Annotated in this window: 16 protein-coding genes; 11 read left to right on the top strand and 5 right to left on the bottom strand. The window is 65.4% G+C overall.

The features are described 5' to 3' along the window. Positions 1-171: 171 nt before the first annotated feature. Positions 172-1,215 carry an L-glyceraldehyde 3-phosphate reductase gene (mgrA, locus tag DVS29_RS25590; protein ID WP_118183313.1) on the bottom strand — a complete coding sequence of 348 codons (1,044 nt, stop codon included), beginning with the start codon at positions 1,213-1,215 and terminating at the stop codon, positions 172-174. Between the two features lie 219 nt (positions 1,216-1,434). Here mgrA and DVS29_RS25585 point away from each other — a divergent pair, with 219 nt between their 5' ends. After that, positions 1,435-1,641, top strand: a complete 207-nt coding sequence (locus DVS29_RS25585) for a DUF3185 family protein (RefSeq protein WP_118183312.1) — start codon at positions 1,435-1,437, stop codon at positions 1,639-1,641. 6 nt (positions 1,642-1,647) lie between these two features. Here DVS29_RS25585 and DVS29_RS25580 read toward each other — a convergent pair whose 3' ends face one another. Then, entirely contained in the window at positions 1,648-2,409 is a 762-nt protein-coding gene (locus tag DVS29_RS25580) for a phytanoyl-CoA dioxygenase family protein (protein ID WP_118183311.1), read from the bottom strand. 481 nt (positions 2,410-2,890) lie between these two features. Here DVS29_RS25580 and DVS29_RS25575 point away from each other — a divergent pair, with 481 nt between their 5' ends. After that, entirely contained in the window at positions 2,891-3,241 is a 351-nt protein-coding gene (locus tag DVS29_RS25575) for a hypothetical protein (RefSeq protein ID WP_118183310.1), read from the top strand. A 217-nt stretch (positions 3,242-3,458) separates the two neighbouring features. Here the strand turns inward: DVS29_RS25575 and metK are convergent, their stop codons facing one another. Beyond that, positions 3,459-4,646: a methionine adenosyltransferase gene (gene metK / locus DVS29_RS25570; RefSeq protein WP_118183309.1), complete on the bottom strand. Its 1,188-nt coding sequence runs from the start codon at positions 4,644-4,646 to the stop codon at positions 3,459-3,461. Between the two features lie 310 nt (positions 4,647-4,956). Here metK and DVS29_RS25565 point away from each other — a divergent pair, with 310 nt between their 5' ends. The 9 genes from DVS29_RS25565 (at position 4,957) to hslU (ending at position 14,463) form a co-directional block, all read left to right on the top strand. Next, complete coding sequence (locus DVS29_RS25565; protein ID WP_118183308.1) at positions 4,957-5,841, top strand: lipid A biosynthesis lauroyl acyltransferase; 885 nt, start codon at positions 4,957-4,959, stop codon at positions 5,839-5,841. A gap of 105 nt (positions 5,842-5,946) precedes the next feature. After that, on the top strand, positions 5,947-6,807 hold the full coding sequence (gene dapF, locus DVS29_RS25560; RefSeq protein WP_118183307.1) for a diaminopimelate epimerase: 861 nt from the start codon (positions 5,947-5,949) through the stop codon (positions 6,805-6,807). Positions 6,808-6,893: 86 nt separating this feature from the next. Beyond that, a complete protein-coding gene (locus tag DVS29_RS25555) occupies positions 6,894-7,622 on the top strand; it encodes a DUF484 family protein (protein WP_118183306.1) in 729 nt (242 codons plus the stop codon). Between the two features lie 15 nt (positions 7,623-7,637). Next, entirely contained in the window at positions 7,638-8,564 is a 927-nt protein-coding gene (xerC, locus tag DVS29_RS25550) for a tyrosine recombinase XerC (protein WP_118183305.1), read from the top strand. 84 nt (positions 8,565-8,648) lie between these two features. Continuing rightward, the gene (locus DVS29_RS25545; protein ID WP_118183304.1) at positions 8,649-9,851 is read left to right on the top strand and encodes a class I SAM-dependent rRNA methyltransferase; all 1,203 of its coding nucleotides are present in this window, start codon (positions 8,649-8,651) and stop codon (positions 9,849-9,851) included. Between the two features lie 193 nt (positions 9,852-10,044). Beyond that, positions 10,045-11,148 carry a CobW family GTP-binding protein gene (locus DVS29_RS25540; RefSeq protein ID WP_205962516.1) on the top strand — a complete coding sequence of 368 codons (1,104 nt, stop codon included), beginning with the start codon at positions 10,045-10,047 and terminating at the stop codon, positions 11,146-11,148. 600 nt (positions 11,149-11,748) lie between these two features. Next, a complete protein-coding gene (gene dksA / locus DVS29_RS25535; RefSeq protein ID WP_012399496.1) occupies positions 11,749-12,168 on the top strand; it encodes an RNA polymerase-binding protein DksA in 420 nt (139 codons plus the stop codon). 388 nt (positions 12,169-12,556) lie between these two features. Next, entirely contained in the window at positions 12,557-13,093 is a 537-nt protein-coding gene (gene hslV / locus DVS29_RS25530) for an ATP-dependent protease subunit HslV (RefSeq protein ID WP_118183302.1), read from the top strand. 20 nt (positions 13,094-13,113) lie between these two features. After that, positions 13,114-14,463, top strand: a complete 1,350-nt coding sequence (gene hslU, locus DVS29_RS25525) for an ATP-dependent protease ATPase subunit HslU (RefSeq protein ID WP_118183301.1) — start codon at positions 13,114-13,116, stop codon at positions 14,461-14,463. 146 nt (positions 14,464-14,609) lie between these two features. On the opposite strand, the gene DVS29_RS25520 is transcribed toward hslU, so the two are convergent. Continuing rightward, a complete protein-coding gene (locus DVS29_RS25520; RefSeq protein WP_118183300.1) occupies positions 14,610-15,152 on the bottom strand; it encodes a response regulator transcription factor in 543 nt (180 codons plus the stop codon). After that, complete coding sequence (locus DVS29_RS25515) at positions 15,149-16,525, bottom strand: ATP-binding protein (protein ID WP_118183299.1); 1,377 nt, start codon at positions 16,523-16,525, stop codon at positions 15,149-15,151. The genes DVS29_RS25520 and DVS29_RS25515 overlap by 4 nt, the downstream gene beginning before the upstream one ends. Between the last annotated feature and the right edge of the window lie 15 nt (positions 16,526-16,540).

The following is a 16,540-nucleotide window of genomic DNA, read 5'->3' as shown; positions in this document are numbered from 1 at the left end:
ACCCGGGAAACCCTTGCCTTCGGCTAACTCTTCCCCTTGCCGGGCGAGTAGAGGACTTTCACCTCCAAGTGAGTGCGCCCTGCCGGGCGCACCCATGAAAAAGCCGCCTCAAGGGCGGCTTTTCACGGTCATCGCGCCAACAGACGAGGCGATGGCGATGCGTCGGCTTCTTCAGATGTGCTGATCGGTCGACGGCTTTTCCCACAGGTTGACGCCGCCTTCGGTTGCGTGACGATCGATCTCGGCGAGCTCTTCGTTCGTGAACGACAGGTTCTTCAACGCCGCGACGTTCTCGCGAACCTGCTCGGCCTTGCTCGCGCCGATCAGCGCCGACGTGATGCGGCCGCCGCGCAGCGTCCACGCGAGCGCCATCTGCGCGAGGCTCTGCCCGCGGTGCTGCGCGATCTCGTTGAGCTTGCGCACGTGGTCGAGATTCTGCTGGTTCAGATGTTCCTGCTTCAGCGAACCGCCGCCGGCCTTGTTCACGCGGGCGTCCGCCGGCACGCCGTTCAGGTACTTGCTGGTCAACAGACCCTGCGCGAGCGGCGTGAACGCGATGCTGCCGGTGCCGAGCTCGTCGAGCGTATCGAGCAGTTCGTGCTCCACCCAGCGGTTCAGCAGGTTGTACGCGGGCTGATGGATCAGCAGCGGCACCTTGTATTCGGCGAGCAGCGTCGCCATCTCGCGCGTCTTCGCGGCCGAGTACGACGAGATGCCGATATACAGCGCCTTGCCCTGCTGCACCGCCGTGGCGAGCGCACCGGCCGTTTCCTCGAGCGGCGTATCGACGTCGAAACGGTGCGAATAGAAGATGTCGACGTAATCGAGGCCCATGCGCTTCAGGCTCTGGTCGAGACTCGCGAGTATGTATTTGCGCGAGCCGCCACCCTGCCCGTACGGACCCGGCCACATGTCCCAGCCCGCCTTCGACGAGATCAGCAGCTCGTCGCGGAACGGCTTGAAGTCGTCCTTGAAGTGCCGGCCGAAGTTGGTCTCGGCGCTGCCGTACGGCGGACCGTAGTTATTCGCGAGATCGAAGTGGGTGATGCCGAGATCGAATGCGGTGCGCAGGATGTCGCGCTGTGTCGACAGCGGCGTCGTGTCGCCAAAGTTGTGCCACAGGCCGAGCGACAACGCCGGCAGTTTGAGACCCGACTTGCCGCATACGCGGTACTGCATGTCCGAATAGCGTTCTGAAGCAGCTTCGTAGGCCATGAGTTGATCCCTGAGGTGAGCGAGGAAAGAGGCGCGGGCCAGGTATTCCGGCCGCGAACTTGCCATGGTAGCCAATCGATCCGGTTCCTGCACCGACGCGGGACATCCGCCGGGCCGGCGACTGCGGGGACATCAGCGACCACGGGCGCGCCGCGATGGACGCGAACGCGCCGCTCTTCTACACTGCGGCCACTTCTATCGCGCTATGAGGCATCAGTTATGGTCAAGGCGATCTCCGTCGCACTGCTCGCCGGCGGCATCGTGCTGCTGTATTTCGGGGGACAGTCGTTCCACTCGCTCAGCAACGACCTGTCGCGCGTCTTCACCGGCGCGCCGACCGATCGGACCATCTGGCTGATCGCCGGCGGCGTCGTGGCGACGCTCGCCGGGTTGATCGGGCTGACCGCTTCGGGCGGCAAGCGCTGAAACGCGTCAGAACGCCACTTCGGGCTTCCCGGCTGAACGCGTACCGGGCAGCGGTACGTTGCTCGCGCCGTGATACGTGTAGACGAGCGAGAACTTCACGCCGTCGGTGACGTTCTTGCCCGCCGAGTGCAGCGTGTTGCAGTGGAAGAACACGACGTCGCCCTTCTGCAGTTCGGGCGAGAACGCCGTCTGGATCAGCGCCTGGTTTTCGGGCAGATCGGAACAGAAGAACTTCGCGTCGTCGAAACGTTCGGACGTGAAGCTCGCGTTGTGCGATTGCGGCACGAACCACAGCGCGCCGTTGTCGACGGTCTCCGGTCCGAGCGCGAGCCACGTCGACACCAGATCGTCGCGCTCGAACGACCAGTAGCGCGAATCGCGATGCCAGCCGGTCAGGCTGCCGTACGCGGGGTGCTTCGTCATCATGCAGTTGTGGTGCGCGCGGGACAGGCGCGGCTCCTCGCCGAAGTACAGCTCCATCCAGCCGCGGATTTCCGGCGCCGTTGCCCACGCGGCGAAACGCGGGTCGCGCGCGTACGCGTCCAGCAGGCGCCGCACCGTGTGGCCGCCCGGTGCATGTTTCGACTCGGGCGCGCCCGGATAGCGCAGGTCGGCTTCGAATTCGACCGGTTGCGCCGCTTCCTGCAGCTGCTGTAACGCGATGCGCTTCAGTTCGTCGCAGCGCTCCGGCGCGACGAGCCCCCGCGCGATGTAAAAACCATGCTCGCGCAGGCTCTGCACCTGTTCTTTCTTCGATTGGACTGACATGGGTGTTTCCGTGTTTCCAGGGTCCGGCACGGTGTGGGCGGTACGTCGGGCTGCTGCGTCGTCTGTCGCTGCGCCGCCGCGCCAAAATTCGATTGTAAAACGTGCGCGATCACGCTGCTTCAGGTCTGTGCGACAACTCGGTGCGATGCGCGCCAAAGACGCGCCCGATGCACGCCCAATGGGCTCGAAAGCGCGACGAAAGAGCAGGTTTCCGGGGTCCGATCCGCAGCCCGGCACGCGCCGCCGCGCCCTCGACGGGAGGGTAAAAACCGACTTCCTGGCGTCATGGTTCGCGTGTAGCCTGCACGCATGTTGATTTCCCGACCCGCTCTATTGGGGCGCCATGCCGGCGACGAACGGCAGGTCCCCGTCGTTCCGCCTGTCGGCTTCTCCCCTCTTGCGGTTGGCATGGTTGGTGCTCATTTTTTGGGCAGCCGCGGCGCTTCGCTGCGCGCCATGTCGAAGGACCTTTTCTGAAGCCATGCGCACTACTCTCGGCACCCGTATCACGCGTGCGGCCCTCAAGGCTGCGCGCCCCGCGCGACGTCATGTCGTCCGCGCGCTGCGGCATCACTCCACCCGTACCCGAGCGCTCGCCGCGCAATGGCGCGAAGCGCGACCCGTCGACGGCATCCGGATCTGGTTCAACGCGTTCTTCGCCGCACTGCGTCAGCGCGCGGTCCCGCAGCGCCTGGCGCTGCGCCGGCTGATGCACCGCACGAGCCCGGGTCGCCTGCTGGGCACGTCGGGCCACAGCGCGCCGCGCGGTGCTGGCCGCCGGCAGCGGCGTCTCGCTGCGAGCGACGGCTGGTTCGCGTTCGCCGCGCGTTGAGGCTGGTTGAAGCTGGCGAAATGCCCAATGAAACGCCCGAGGCTGGACGCGCTGCACCCGGCCTGCAAGCGCTGATCTGAACACTGCACATCAAAGAAAAAGCCCCGCCAGGCTCATCGCCTGACAGGGCTTGTCGATCTTCTCTTCGCCGCTACGTCAGCGGACGAACTCCACGCAACGCGCGCCAACCATGCGGCGCGCGCCGCGCGAGCGACCGTTACGCCAGTTCGACCACCGGCTCGGTGCCTGCCGCTTCGGCGAGCGCGAGCGCCTTGTCCGTCGCTTCCCACGTGAATTCCGGCTCTTCGCGACCGAAGTGGCCATACGCTGCCGTCTTTTCGTAGATCGGGCGCAGCAGGTCGAGCATCTGCACGATGCCCTTCGGACGCAGATCGAAATGCTCGCGCACGAGCTTCGTGATCGTGGCGTCGGACACGCGGCCCGTGCCGAACGTGTTGACCATCACCGACGTGGGCTGCGCAACGCCGATCGCGTACGACACCTGGATCAGCGCGCGCGATGCGAGACCGGCCGCGACGATGTTCTTCGCGACATAGCGGCCAGCGTACGCAGCCGAGCGGTCCACCTTCGACGGATCCTTGCCAGAGAACGCGCCGCCGCCGTGCGGAGCCGCGCCGCCGTACGTATCGACGATGATCTTGCGGCCCGTCAGACCGCAGTCGCCCTGCGGACCACCGATCACGAAACGGCCGGTGGGGTTCACGAGGAACTTGATGTCGCCCTTGATCAGATCGGCCGGCAGCGTCGGCTTGATGATCTCTTCGATCACCGCTTCGCGCAGCGCGCCAAGCTCCATTTCCGGCGCGTGCTGCGTGGACAGCACAACGGTATCGATGGAGTGCGGCTTGCCGTCGACGTAGCGCACCGTGACCTGCGACTTCGCATCCGGACGCAGCCAGGGCAGACGGCCGTCGCGGCGCAGGTTCGCCTGACGCTCGACGAGGCGGTGCGACAGGTAGATCGGCAGCGGCATCAGTTCGGGCGTTTCGTCGCACGCATAGCCGAACATCAGGCCCTGGTCGCCGGCACCCTGGTCGAGGTTGTTGTCATGGGCACGATCCACACCCTGCGCGATGTCCGGCGACTGCTTGTCGTAGGCGACGAGCACCGCGCAGCCGCGGTAGTCGATGCCGTAATCGGTGTTGTCGTAGCCGATGCGCTTGATCGTGTCGCGCGCAACCTGGATGTAGTCGACGTTCGCGGTGGTGGTGATTTCGCCCGCGAGCACGACGAGACCGGTGTTGCACAGCGTTTCCGCCGCAACGCGCGAGTACTTGTCCTGCTTGAAGATGGCGTCAAGAATCGCGTCGGAGATTTGATCCGCGACTTTGTCGGGATGGCCTTCGGAAACGGATTCGGAAGTAAAGAGGTAATCGTTCGACACTGAGTGCTCCAGAAAAGCAGGTTACGGTGATTTCACGTAGCCGGCCCCGGAGTCTCGAAGCGGCGACGCTTTAGCGGATTTCCTGACCGGATGGCGCACTCATTAAGAGGCTCCAGCCGGCTTCGCCCCGCAAGTTGTCTATTAACTCGGCGAAGCCCGTATTATAGCGACTTCTCACATTTGTCACAGAGTAACCACGCGTGCTGTACCGCCTATCTGCCTCGAATCGTGACCTGACCAACATTCGGCGGCCAGCCCCTGATGCCGCCCCTCACGCGCCGACGCCCGCGGGCACGGCCGGAGCCGGCTCATGCTGAGCCGCCTCGGGTCGAACCTGGCCATCGGGCTCCTCAAGTTTTTCGCGCTCCTGCCGTACGGTCTCACCGCCCGCATCGGCGATGGCCTCGGCTGGCTGCTGTACCAGATCCCGAGCCGCCGCAAGCGCATCGTCCACACCAACCTGAAGCTGTGCTTTCCCGAGTGGTCCGACGCACGCCGCGAAGACATCGCGCAGAAGCACTTCCGTCACGCGATCCGCAGCTATCTGGAGCGCAGCGTGCAGTGGTTCGGCTCCGCGAAGAAGCTCGAAAAGCTGATCGAGCTCGATAGCGCGATCGACCTCACCGATCCGAACCTGCCGCCCACGCTCTTCCTCGGCCTGCATTTCGTCGGCATCGAGGCGGGTTCGATCTTCCTCAACTATTCGTTGCGCCGGCAATGCGGGTCGCTGTACCAGCCGATGTCGAACCCGATACTCGAAGCCGCGGCGAAGGCGGCGCGCGGGCGCTTCGGCGCCGACATGGCAAGCCGTGCGGACAGCGCGCGCGTCGTGCTGCGCTGGCTGCGCGACAAGAAGCCGGTCATGCTGGGCGCCGACATGGACTACGGCATGCGCAACTCGACCTTCGTGCCGTTCTTCGGCGTGCCGACCTGCACGCTGACTGCCGTCGGCCGGCTCGCGAAGGTGGGCAATGCGCAGGTGGTGCCGTTCATCGGCGAGGTGCTGCCGAACTACACGGGCTACCGGTTGAAGGTATTCAAGCCTTGGGACCACTACCCGACGGGCGACGACGATGCCGACGCGCGGCGCATGAACGCGTTCCTCGAGGAACAGATCCCGACGATGCCCGAGCAGTACTACTGGGTGCACAAGCGGTTCAAGACGCGGCCGCCGGGTGTGCCGGGCGTGTATTGAGCGGGGCGTGCAGCAAGCCGGGCGCTGCGGCTAACGCGCGACACCGCGTGACGCAGAACGAAGACTGCCCGCATCAATCGCCGGCGCGTCACTTACAATAGCGAAATGAAGCTCAAATTCACCAAAATGCACGGCGCGGGCAACGACTTCGTCGTGCTCGACGGCTACACGCAGCGGCTCGAATTGACGCCAGCACGCGTGCGCGCGCTCGCGGACCGGCATTTTGGCGTCGGCGCGGACCAGTTGCTGCTGGTCGAGAAGCCGACGGTCGAAGGCGCCGATTTCCGCTATCGCATCTTCAACTGCGACGGCGGCGAGGTCGAGCACTGCGGCAATGGCGCGCGTTGCTTCGTCAAGTTCGTTCGCGATGCGAAGCTCACCGATAAACGCAGCGTGCGCGTCGAGGTGCAGAACGGCCTCATCACGCTGACGATGCAGGACAACGGCGAAGTCGTCGTCGACATGGGCGCACCGGTGTTCGATCCGCAACGTGTGCCGTTCGACGCCGAGGGCCTCGCCGGCCAGCCGCAATCCGCGGACACGCTGTGGCCGCTCGACGTGAACGGCGCGACGCGCTGGATCTCGGTGGTGTCGATGGGCAATCCGCACGCGGTGCAGGTCGTCGGCGACGTCGAAGCGTTTCCGGTGCTCGTCGACGGTCCGGTGATCGAGCGGCATGCGCGCTTCCCCGTGAAGGTGAACGCGGGCTTCATGCAGATCGTGAACCGCCATGAAATCAAGCTACGCGTGTACGAGCGCGGCGCGGGCGAAACGCTCGCGTGCGGCACGGGCGCGTGCGCGGCGGTCGCGGCCGGCATTCGCCGCGGGCTGCTCGACGCGCCTGTGGCCGTGCACACGCATGGCGGCATGCTCACCATCAGCTGGAACGGCGAGCCGAGTTCGCCGCTGACGATGGCAGGTCCGGCCGCAACGGTCTTCGAAGGCGAGATCGAACTGGCCGACTGACACGTCAACGCCCAACGGAACCGAAACCGAATCTACGAACGCCGCGGCACAACCTGACCGACACAGCATCACACCAAGCCGAAACCATGAACGATCGCGAAGTCGCCGACTACCTCATCGCCAACCCTGAGTTCTTCAACGAGCACGCCGAGATGCTCGCGACCATCCGCCTCGCCAATCCGCACGGCAAGTCCGCGGTGTCGCTTCAGGAGCGGCAGATGGACATGCTGCGCGACAAGAACAAGCATCTCGAGCGGCGTCTCGCCGAACTCGTGCGATACGGCCACGAGAACGACAGCATCGCGCAGAAATTCAGCCGCTGGACCGCGCGCGTGATGGCCGAGCGCGATCCGTACGCGCTGCCGCGCTCGATCGCGCACGGTCTGCGCGAGGTGTTCGACGTGCCGCAGGCGGCACTGCGCGTCTGGGATGTCGCCGAGGCCTATACGCAGGCGGATTTCGCGCGCCACGTCGGCGAGGAAGTGCGAATCTTCGCGAACAGCCTGGTCACGCCGTACTGCGGCTCGAACACCGGCTTCGAAGCCGCGCAGTGGCTCGCGGCGCCCGGCGCATCGATCGCGGCTTCGGGCTCGGCCGATGACGAAGCGCCCGTCGCCGCGGAAGAAGCGAAAATCGAATCGATCGCGCTGCTCGCACTGCGCGATCCGCTCGCCGCGCCCGACGCACCCACGTTCGGCCTGCTCGTGATGGGCTCGAACGACCCGCGCCGTTTCCACGAAGGCATGGCGACGGACTTTCTCGTGCAGATCGGCGCGCTCGCCGGCGCGGCGCTGAGCCGCCTGCTGCCGCACTGACGCACGCCGCCCGCCGTGACCGACGCCGCCGATCCGATCGCCGCCTACCTGTCGAGCCTCGAGCACGAGCGGCGGCTGTCGGAGCACACGCTGCGCGCTTATACCCATGAACTGGACGAACTGCGCAAGCTCGCGAACGGCCGGCCGCTCGAAACGCTGACCGCTACCGATATGCGCGGCGCCGTCGCGCGCGCGCATGCGGGCGGGCTGTCCGCGCGCTCGATCGGGCACCGGCTGTCAGCGTGGCGGGCGTTCTACCGCTGGCTCGCGGGCCGCGTCGAGTTGGCGGCGAATCCGGTCTCCACGATCCGCGCGCCGAAGCGCGCGAAAACGCTGCCGAAGGCGCTCTCAGTCGACGACGCGCACACGCTGATGGAAGCGCCCGCCGCCAGCACGGCCGAAGGCCTGCGCGATCACGCGATGCTGGAGCTGTTCTACTCGTCGGGGCTGCGCCTCGCGGAACTGGTCGGGCTCGACGTCGCGTACGCGAGTGCTGACGGTTACCAGTCGCAGGGCTGGCTCAAGCTCGACGAAGCGGAAGTCGAAGTGCTCGGCAAGGGCAACCGTCGCCGTATCGTGCCGGTGGGCAGCAAGGCGCTGGATGCGCTGCGCGCGTGGCTCGCGGTGCGCGACCAGCTGGTGAAGCGCGATCCGCATCCGCTCTTCGTGTCGGTGCGCGGCAACCGGATGTCGCCGAGTGTGGTGCGCGAACGCGTGAAGCGTGCGGCGCTCGCGGCCGGCATTCCCGCGAACGTCCATCCGCACGTGCTGCGCCATTCGTTCGCGACGCACGTGCTGCAGTCCAGCGGCGATCTGCGCGCGGTCCAGGAGCTGCTGGGCCACGCGAGCATCGCCGCGACGCAGGTCTACACCGCGCTCGATTTCCAGCATCTCGCGCGCATCTACGATCAGGCGCATCCGCGCGCGAAGAAACGCGACTGACGCGCCCCGTTCCCGTTTGATCGCGGTCGCCGCGGCGGGCTCGCACGAGCCCCGCGCGGTCCGCCTCCGTTAGCCGATGAAGTCATGATTACCGTTACGCTCAAACCGTCGAAAGAGAAGTCGCTGCTGCGCCGTCACCCGTGGGTCTACGCGAATGCGATCGATCGCGTCGACGGCAAGCCGGCGATGGGCGCGACCGTCGTGGTCCGCGCGCACGACGGCCGCTTTCTGGCGCGCGCCGCCTACAGCCCGCATTCGCAGATTCGCGTGCGGGTCTGGAGCTTCGACGAAAACGAGCCGGTCGATCACGCGTTCTTCAAGCGCCGCGTGCAGCGCGCGCTCGCGCACCGCCAGGCGATGGTCACGAACACCGGCGCGGTGCGGCTGATCTTCGGCGAGGCAGATGGGCTGCCGGGTCTGATCGTCGATCATTTCGTCGCGGATGACGCCGGCGCGCGCGGCCAGCTCGTCTGCCAGTTCATGGCGGCGGGTGTGGAAGCGTGGAAGGAAGCGATCGTCGCGGCGCTGATCAGCGCGACGGGCTGTCCGAACGTCTACGAGCGCTCGGACGTGTCGATCCGCGAGAAGGAAGGGCTCGAGCAGACGGTCGGCGTGCTGGCGGGCGACGAGCCGCCCGGGACGCTGATCGCGAGCGAGAACGGCGTGCGCTATCACGTCGACGTGCGCAAGGGTCACAAGACCGGCTTCTACGTCGACCAGCGCGACAACCGCGGCCTCGTGCAGACCTACGCGGCCGGCCGCGACGTGCTCAACTGCTTCTGCTACACGGGCGGCTTTTCGCTGGCGGCGCTGAAGGGCGGCGCGAACCGCGTCGTGTCGATCGACTCGTCTGGTGAAGCGCTCGAACTCGCGCAGCAGAACGTCACCGCGAACGGTTTCGACGCGGCGCGCGCCACCTGGCTCGACGCCGACGCGTTCAAGACGCTGCGGCGCCTCGCCGACGAAGGCGAGCGTTTCGACCTGATCGTGCTGGATCCGCCGAAGTTCGCGCCATCGCGCGAGCACGTGGACCGGGCGGCCCGCGCGTACAAGGACATCAATCTGCAAGGCTTCCGGCTGCTGCGCCCGGGCGGCCTGCTCTTCACCTACTCGTGCTCCGGCGCGATCGACATGGACCTGTTCCAGAAGATCGTCGCCGGCGCGGCAGCCGACGCCCGGGTGGACGCGCGCATCCTGAAGCGCCTCGGCGCGGGCGTCGATCACCCGCTCCTCACCGCGTTCCCGGAAGGGGAATACCTGAAGGGCCTATTGTTGCAAACGGCCTGAACGCCCATAGTTGAGGCGTTCAGAGCCGGTTTTGGGCGCGCTTTCGGGGCGGCGCGCCACGCACGTCGACCCGGGCTCCAGGCGGCGCGCCGGCGGATATGTTCCAATAACCCATTCGGCCGCGTTTTCGCGCCTACCCATTACCGTTTCACGCAAGTTCGACGATATACAGGCGATCACCATGGCGAACAACATGATTCCCGTCACTATCCTGACCGGCTTTCTCGGCAGCGGCAAAACCACGCTGCTCAAGCGCATCCTGAACGAAAAGCACGGCATGAAGATCGCCGTGATCGAAAACGAGTTCGGCGAAGAGAACATCGACAACGACATCCTCGTGCAGGATTCGGACGAACAGATCATCCAGATGAGCAACGGCTGCATCTGCTGCACGATCCGCGGCGACCTGTCGCGCGTGCTGGCCGATCTGGCGGACCGCAAGCGCGCGGGCGAGCTGGACTTCGAGCGCGTCGTGATCGAGACCACTGGCCTTGCGAACCCCGGCCCGGTCGCGCAGACGTTCTTCATGGATAACGATATCGCCGACCAGTTCCTGCTCGACGCGATCATCACGCTGGTGGACGCGAAACACGCGAACCAGCAGCTCGACGAACACGAAGTGGTGCAGCGCCAGGTCGGTTTCGCGGACCGCCTGTTCGTCACGAAGGCGGATACCGTCGACGAAGCGGCGCTCGGCGACCTGCGCCACCGCCTGCTGCACATGAACCCGAAGGCGGCGATCAAGGTCGTCAACTTCGGCGACGCGGAACTGAAGGACGTGTTCGACCTGCGCGGCTTCAACCTGAACGCGAAGCTCGAGATCGACCCGGACTTCCTCGCCGAAGACGAGCACGAGCACGAGCACGATCATGATCACGATCATGACCACGCGCACGATCACGACCATGATCATGACCACGCCGACTGCGACCACGATCACGGGCAGTGCAACCACGAAGGCCACGATCACGCGCACCATCACCATCACGCGCATCACGACGACAAGATCAAGTCGTTCGTCTTCCGTAGCGACCGGCCGTTCGATGCGAACCGGCTGGAAGACTTCCTGGGCGGCATCCTGCAGATCTACGGCGAGCGGCTGCTGCGCTACAAGGGCGTGCTGTACATGAAGGGCGTGGACCGCAAGGTGGTGTTCCAGGGCGTCCACCAGATGATGGGCAGCGACCTCGCCGCCAAATGGCAACCGATCGAGAAGAAGAACAGCAAGATGGTGTTCATCGGTATCGAACTGCCGCAGGACCTGATCACCGACGGGCTGAACGCCTGCCTCGCCTGACCCCTGCCGGCGGCGGCAGCGAGAAGAGACGCACGTCTTCGCCGCCGCCCGCCGCCCTCTTTGTTCGCGACGTGCGTCCCAGCGCACGCTCGCAAGCTGTCTTCCGCTGCACAATTCCCTGAAAGCATGGCAGGCGCGTGAAAACCCTGTTCCCGAAAAGCAGGCACTGCCATCGCTTTTTGACCAGCAGCGCGTTATATTTTCAGGATAACGGGGTACGGCAAGGTGGCATTTACCCTCTTGCCGTTCCGGATTGTGATTCAGTTACAATACCTGCCCACTGGAGAATGAGAACGTAAGCTCGGGCATCGTGCAGACCGCGCCGGGCAAGCAGGCGGCACCGGAAAATCTTGTCCGGAACTCATGCCGACAGCCGGAGTGGCGTCCATTCCCATCGAATGCGCCGCCGGTACAAAAAATGCCTCAGGAGCATCTGTAGATCGGTTTCCAGAGGAGTTCGGCCCCGCATCGGCGTGGCTGGCGCCGCGACAGCGTACCGTCGGGGCGGCCGGCGCCTGGCGATTTGACGCGCCCGTGCGGGCAACACGAGAGTGCGGGCAATATGTATGAGTTTTGCCTCACATTGAAGAAGCAAGCCAGATGACGACGAAACGACTCTTGACCGAAGCCGAAATCCTGAAGATGAGCGACAAGGATTACATGAACGAGGATCAGCTCGCCTTCTTCAAGAACCGGCTCGAACAGCTGCAGGCGGATATCCTCCGCAATGCCGGCCAGACGACCGAGAACCTGCGCGAAACCGTGATCGTGCCGGACCCGGCCGACCGCGCGACGATCGAAGAAGAGCATGCGCTGGAACTGCGCACGCGCGACCGCGAACGCAAGCTGCTGAAGAAGGTGCAGCAATCGATCGCGCGTATCGAATCGGGCGAATACGGCTGGTGCGAAGAAACGGGCGAACCGATCGGCATTCCGCGCCTGCTCGCGCGGCCTACGGCGACGCTGTCGCTCGAAGCCCAGGAGCGCCGCGAACTGCGCCAGAAGCTGTTCGGCGACTGATCGCGCTTCGGCGCGGCAGGTCGCGCCTTCCACGCTTCGTCAGAAAGCGCACGGTGAGCCGTGCGCTTTTTCTTTTGCGCGTGTTTTACGCGCAGGCTTCGGCCGGTACGCCCCGGCTGACGCGTTCGTCAGGCATCGTCGGCCAATCGCAGGCTTCTCTGTGGACACGCCTGCCCGCCTGAGCAGAGCGCGCGCTGTACCGCCCGGATTACAGCATCTGCCCGCGTGCCTCTTGATAAGTCCGCGCACGCCCTAAAATAATTCGGACATGCGTTGCACAGGCGCGCGCAGCGGTCCGCGCGCCGTCCGCTCACACGGATCCAGGCGATGGCGCATCGGCATCGGTTGCGCCGTCACGCTCTCCCCGCTTTGGCAAAAAGGAATGCACATGGAGCAATATCACGGCACGACGATCGTCTCCGTCCGGCGCGGCGACAAGGTCGCGCTCGGCGGCGACGGCCAGGTCACGCTCGGCAACATCGTCATGAAGGGCGGCGCGAAGAAGGTCCGGCGCATCTACAACGGCAAGGTGCTGGTCGGTTTCGCGGGCGGCACGGCCGACGCCTTTTCGCTCCTCGACCGCTTCGAGGCCAAGCTGGAGAAGCACCAGGGCAACCTCACCCGCGCGGCCGTCGAGCTCGCGAAAGACTGGCGCACCGACCGCATGCTGCGTCGACTCGAAGCGATGCTGATCACGGCCGATGCGCAGACCACGCTCGTCATCACCGGCAACGGCGACGTGCTCGACCCCGAAGGCGGCATCTGCGCAATCGGTTCGGGCGGCGCCTATGCGCAGGCCGCGGCGAAGGCGCTCGCGGACAACACCGACCTGTCGGCGCGCGAGATCGTCGAAAAGTCGCTCGAAATCGCCGGCGACATGTGCATCTACACGAACCACAACCGCGTCATCGAAACGATCGACTGACGGCCGAGCAAGGACTTACGATGAGCACCATGACCCCTGCCGAGATCGTCTCGGAACTCGACAAGCACATCATCGGCCAGGCGAAAGCGAAGAAAGCGGTCGCCGTCGCGCTGCGCAACCGCTGGCGCCGCCAGCAGGTCGCCGAGCCGCTGCGCCAGGAAATCACGCCGAAGAACATCCTGATGATCGGACCGACCGGCGTCGGCAAGACCGAAATCGCGCGCCGTCTCGCGAAGCTCGCGGACGCGCCGTTCATCAAGATCGAAGCGACCAAGTTCACCGAAGTGGGCTACGTGGGCCGCGACGTGGACAGCATCGTGCGCGACCTGATCGAGATCTCGGTGAAGCAGACGCGCGAAACCGAGATGCGCAAGGTCCGCACCAAGGCAGAAGACCTCGCCGAAGACCGCATCCTCGACATCCTGCTGCCGAGCGCGCGGCCAGTCGGCTTCGGTTCGACCGACGTCGCTGCCAGCCATACCGACGAAGCCGGCAACAACACGCGTCAGACGTTCCGCAAGCGGCTGCGCGAAGGCTTGCTGGACGACAAGGAGATCGAGCTCGACGTCGAGCAGCAGCAGATGGGCATGGACATCATGGGGCCGCCGGGCATGGAAGACATGACCGAGCAGATCCGTTCGATGTTCGCGAATCTCGGCGGCGGCAAGAAGACGCGCCGCAAGCTGAAGGTGAAGGAAGCGCTGAAGCTGCTCACCGATGAAGAAGCGGCGAAGATGCTCAACGACGAAGAGGTGAAGACGAAGGCCGTGCAGAACGTCGAGCAGAACGGCATCGTGTTCCTCGACGAGATCGACAAGATCGCGTCGCGCAGCGAAACGGGCGGCGCCGAGGTGTCGCGTCAGGGCGTGCAGCGGGACCTGCTGCCGCTCGTCGAAGGCACGACGATCAACACCAAGTACGGGATGGTGAAGACCGATCACATCCTGTTCATCGCGAGCGGCGCGTTCCATCTCGCGAAGCCGAGCGATCTGATTCCCGAACTGCAGGGCCGTTTCCCGATTCGCGTGGAGCTGGACTCGCTGTCGGTGAAGGACTTCGAATCGATCCTGGTGGCCACCGACGCGAGCCTCGTCAAGCAGTATCAGGCGCTGCTCGCCACCGAAGATGTGCAGCTCCAGTTCGCCGACGACGGCATCCGCCGGCTCGCCGAAGTCGCGTTCTCGGTCAACGAGAAGACCGAGAACATCGGTGCGCGCCGGCTTTATACGGTGATCGAAAAGCTGCTGGAGGAAGTGTCGTTCTCGGCGGGCAATCACGCCGGCACGAACGTCATGATCGACGCGGCGTATGTGGATCGCGCGCTCGGCGAAGTCGCGCAGGACGAAGACCTGTCGCGCTACGTGCTGTGATGCTTTAGGCTCAGGTTCGGGACGCGTCGGCGTCCCGACCGGTTCACAACGAGGTTCACAACGACAACGGGCGGTCCGTTCACAAAACGGACCGCCCGTTTTTCATCGCACGCGCAATACAACGCGATGCGATGCGTTGCGAGGTCTCACTGCCGCACGGGCCGCTTCGCGAGCTTGCGCTGCAACGTGCGGCGATGCATGTTCAGCGCGCGGGCGGTCGCCGAGATGTTGTTGCCGTTCTCCGCGAGCACGCGCTGGATATGCTCCCATTCGAGCCGCGCCACCGAAAGCGGCATCGGATTCTCGATCGCTTCCTCGGCCTGCACCACGCTCGCATCGCTTTGCAGCGCCGAGAGAATCGTCTCGACGTTCGCGGGCTTCGCCAGATAGTTGTCCGCACCATCCTTCACCGCCTGCACCGCGGTCGCGATGCTCGCGTAGCCCGTCAGCACCAGCATGCGCGCATCGGGCTGCAGATCGCGCAGCGGCGCGACGAGATTGAGGCCCGAGTCGTCGCCAAGGTGCAGATCGACCGTGATGTGGCCGAACTTCTGCTGGTTCGCGAGCCTGATCGCTTCGTCCGCGCTGTGCGCCTGGGCCACCGTGAAACCGCGTCGCGTCAATCCACGCGCGAGAATGCCGGAGAACACCTCGTCGTCGTCGATGACCAGAAAATTCATATCGCTCATGCCTGTTTCTCCGTACTGGATGCCGCCGGACCCGATCGGCCCGGCCCGCCGTTCGATGATTCGTTGCCGCGCGCGCCGCTGCCGTTGGCGCCATGGCTGCCATTGGCGCCGTTCGCGCCTGCTGCCGCGCTGAGCGGCAGGCGCAGCACGGCACGTGTGCCGCGCGGCCGGATGTCGCGCGCGTCGGTGAGTTCGATCGAGCCGCGCAGCCGCGCCGCCGCCGAAAACGCGAGATACAGCCCGACGCCGTGCCCGCCCTGCGTGCTGTCGACCGGCGCCGCGCCGAGCGTGCCGCGCAGCGCGGCGGGAATGCCCGGACCGTCGTCGCATACTTCGAATTCGATCATGTCGCCACGCTCCGACAGACGCGCGGCAAGCGTTACACGACTGCGGCTCGCACGCGCCGCGTTGTCGAGCAGAATCGTCAGAATCTGGCCGACCGCGACAGCGTCCGCGAGCCACGCGTCGGCAGGTGCGGTGCCTTCGCGCTCGAACTGCACCTGCGGATGACGCAGCCGCCATTGCTCGATGAACGGATCGAGCCACTCGGCCACGGGCTGGCGGTTGCCGCGCGAACTCGCGCGGCTGCGCAGCCGGTTCAGCGCCGACGTGCAGAGCGACATCTGCTGCTCGAGCAGTTCGAGATCGGCCGCATACGGCGCGAGGCCCTGGTCGTTGCGCGCCGCGTCGCGCAGTTCTTCGCTGAGCATCGCGATGGTCGACAGCGGCGTGCCGATTTCATGCGCGACGGTCGCCGCCTGCACGCCGAGCGCCACCGCGCGTTCGTCCTGCAACAGTCGCTGCTGCGCGTCGGCGAGCGCCGAATCGCGCTGGCGCAAGCCACGCGACATCCGCGCGACGAACCACGCGATCAGGCCGACGCTCACCATGAAGTTCACCCACATGCCTTCGCGGTAGTAGTCGAACAGATTCGCGGGATTGTCGAGATTGAGCGGCACCGAATCGAAGCCGAGCACCGCATAGCACGCGACCGCGAACGCCGCGAGCCAGGCCATCAGATACCAGGGCAACACCGCGGCGGCGATCGCCAGCGAAGGCAGATACAGCGACACGAACGGATTCGTCGTGCCGCCCGACAGAAACAGCAGCGCCGACAACGCGCCGAGATCCACCCAGAGCTGCCCGAACAGTTCGAGGTTCGACTCCGGCCGCTCGCGTGCGACGCGCACCCAGGTCATCGCGTTGAACAGCACCTCGAGACCGATCACGAGCAGCATGGCCGGCAACGGCAGATGCACGTCGTAAAAGATCTGCACGGACGCGATCGTGACGAGCTGTCCGATGATGGCGAGGCTGCGCAGCCAGAACAGGTGTCCGAGGTTGACGCGGCCGGTGACGGTTATACGGTGCATATTTCCGAGTTTACC

Origin of the sequence: Paraburkholderia phosphatilytica, from assembly GCF_003443895.1 — a bacterium.
Lineage (GTDB): Bacteria > Pseudomonadota > Gammaproteobacteria > Burkholderiales > Burkholderiaceae > Paraburkholderia > Paraburkholderia phosphatilytica.
This window is presented reverse-complemented; position numbering and strand designations above follow the sequence as displayed.

Coding starts and splice junctions, on each gene's coding strand:
- DVS29_RS25520 (WP_118183300.1), bottom strand. CDS start 15,152: ATGAGCGATATGAATTTTCTGGTCATCGACGACGACGAGGTGTTCTCC.
- DVS29_RS25565 (WP_118183308.1), top strand. CDS start 4,957: ATGCTGAGCCGCCTCGGGTCGAACCTGGCCATCGGGCTCCTCAAGTTT.
- hslV (WP_118183302.1), top strand. CDS start 12,557: ATGGAGCAATATCACGGCACGACGATCGTCTCCGTCCGGCGCGGCGAC.
- dapF (WP_118183307.1), top strand. CDS start 5,947: ATGAAGCTCAAATTCACCAAAATGCACGGCGCGGGCAACGACTTCGTC.
- DVS29_RS25580 (WP_118183311.1), bottom strand. CDS start 2,409: ATGTCAGTCCAATCGAAGAAAGAACAGGTGCAGAGCCTGCGCGAGCAT.
- DVS29_RS25545 (WP_118183304.1), top strand. CDS start 8,649: ATGATTACCGTTACGCTCAAACCGTCGAAAGAGAAGTCGCTGCTGCGC.
- dksA (WP_012399496.1), top strand. CDS start 11,749: ATGACGACGAAACGACTCTTGACCGAAGCCGAAATCCTGAAGATGAGC.
- mgrA (WP_118183313.1), bottom strand. CDS start 1,215: ATGGCCTACGAAGCTGCTTCAGAACGCTATTCGGACATGCAGTACCGC.
- hslU (WP_118183301.1), top strand. CDS start 13,114: ATGAGCACCATGACCCCTGCCGAGATCGTCTCGGAACTCGACAAGCAC.
- DVS29_RS25575 (WP_118183310.1), top strand. CDS start 2,891: ATGCGCACTACTCTCGGCACCCGTATCACGCGTGCGGCCCTCAAGGCT.
- DVS29_RS25555 (WP_118183306.1), top strand. CDS start 6,894: ATGAACGATCGCGAAGTCGCCGACTACCTCATCGCCAACCCTGAGTTC.
- DVS29_RS25540 (WP_205962516.1), top strand. CDS start 10,045: ATGATTCCCGTCACTATCCTGACCGGCTTTCTCGGCAGCGGCAAAACC.
- DVS29_RS25515 (WP_118183299.1), bottom strand. CDS start 16,525: ATGCACCGTATAACCGTCACCGGCCGCGTCAACCTCGGACACCTGTTC.
- DVS29_RS25585 (WP_118183312.1), top strand. CDS start 1,435: ATGGTCAAGGCGATCTCCGTCGCACTGCTCGCCGGCGGCATCGTGCTG.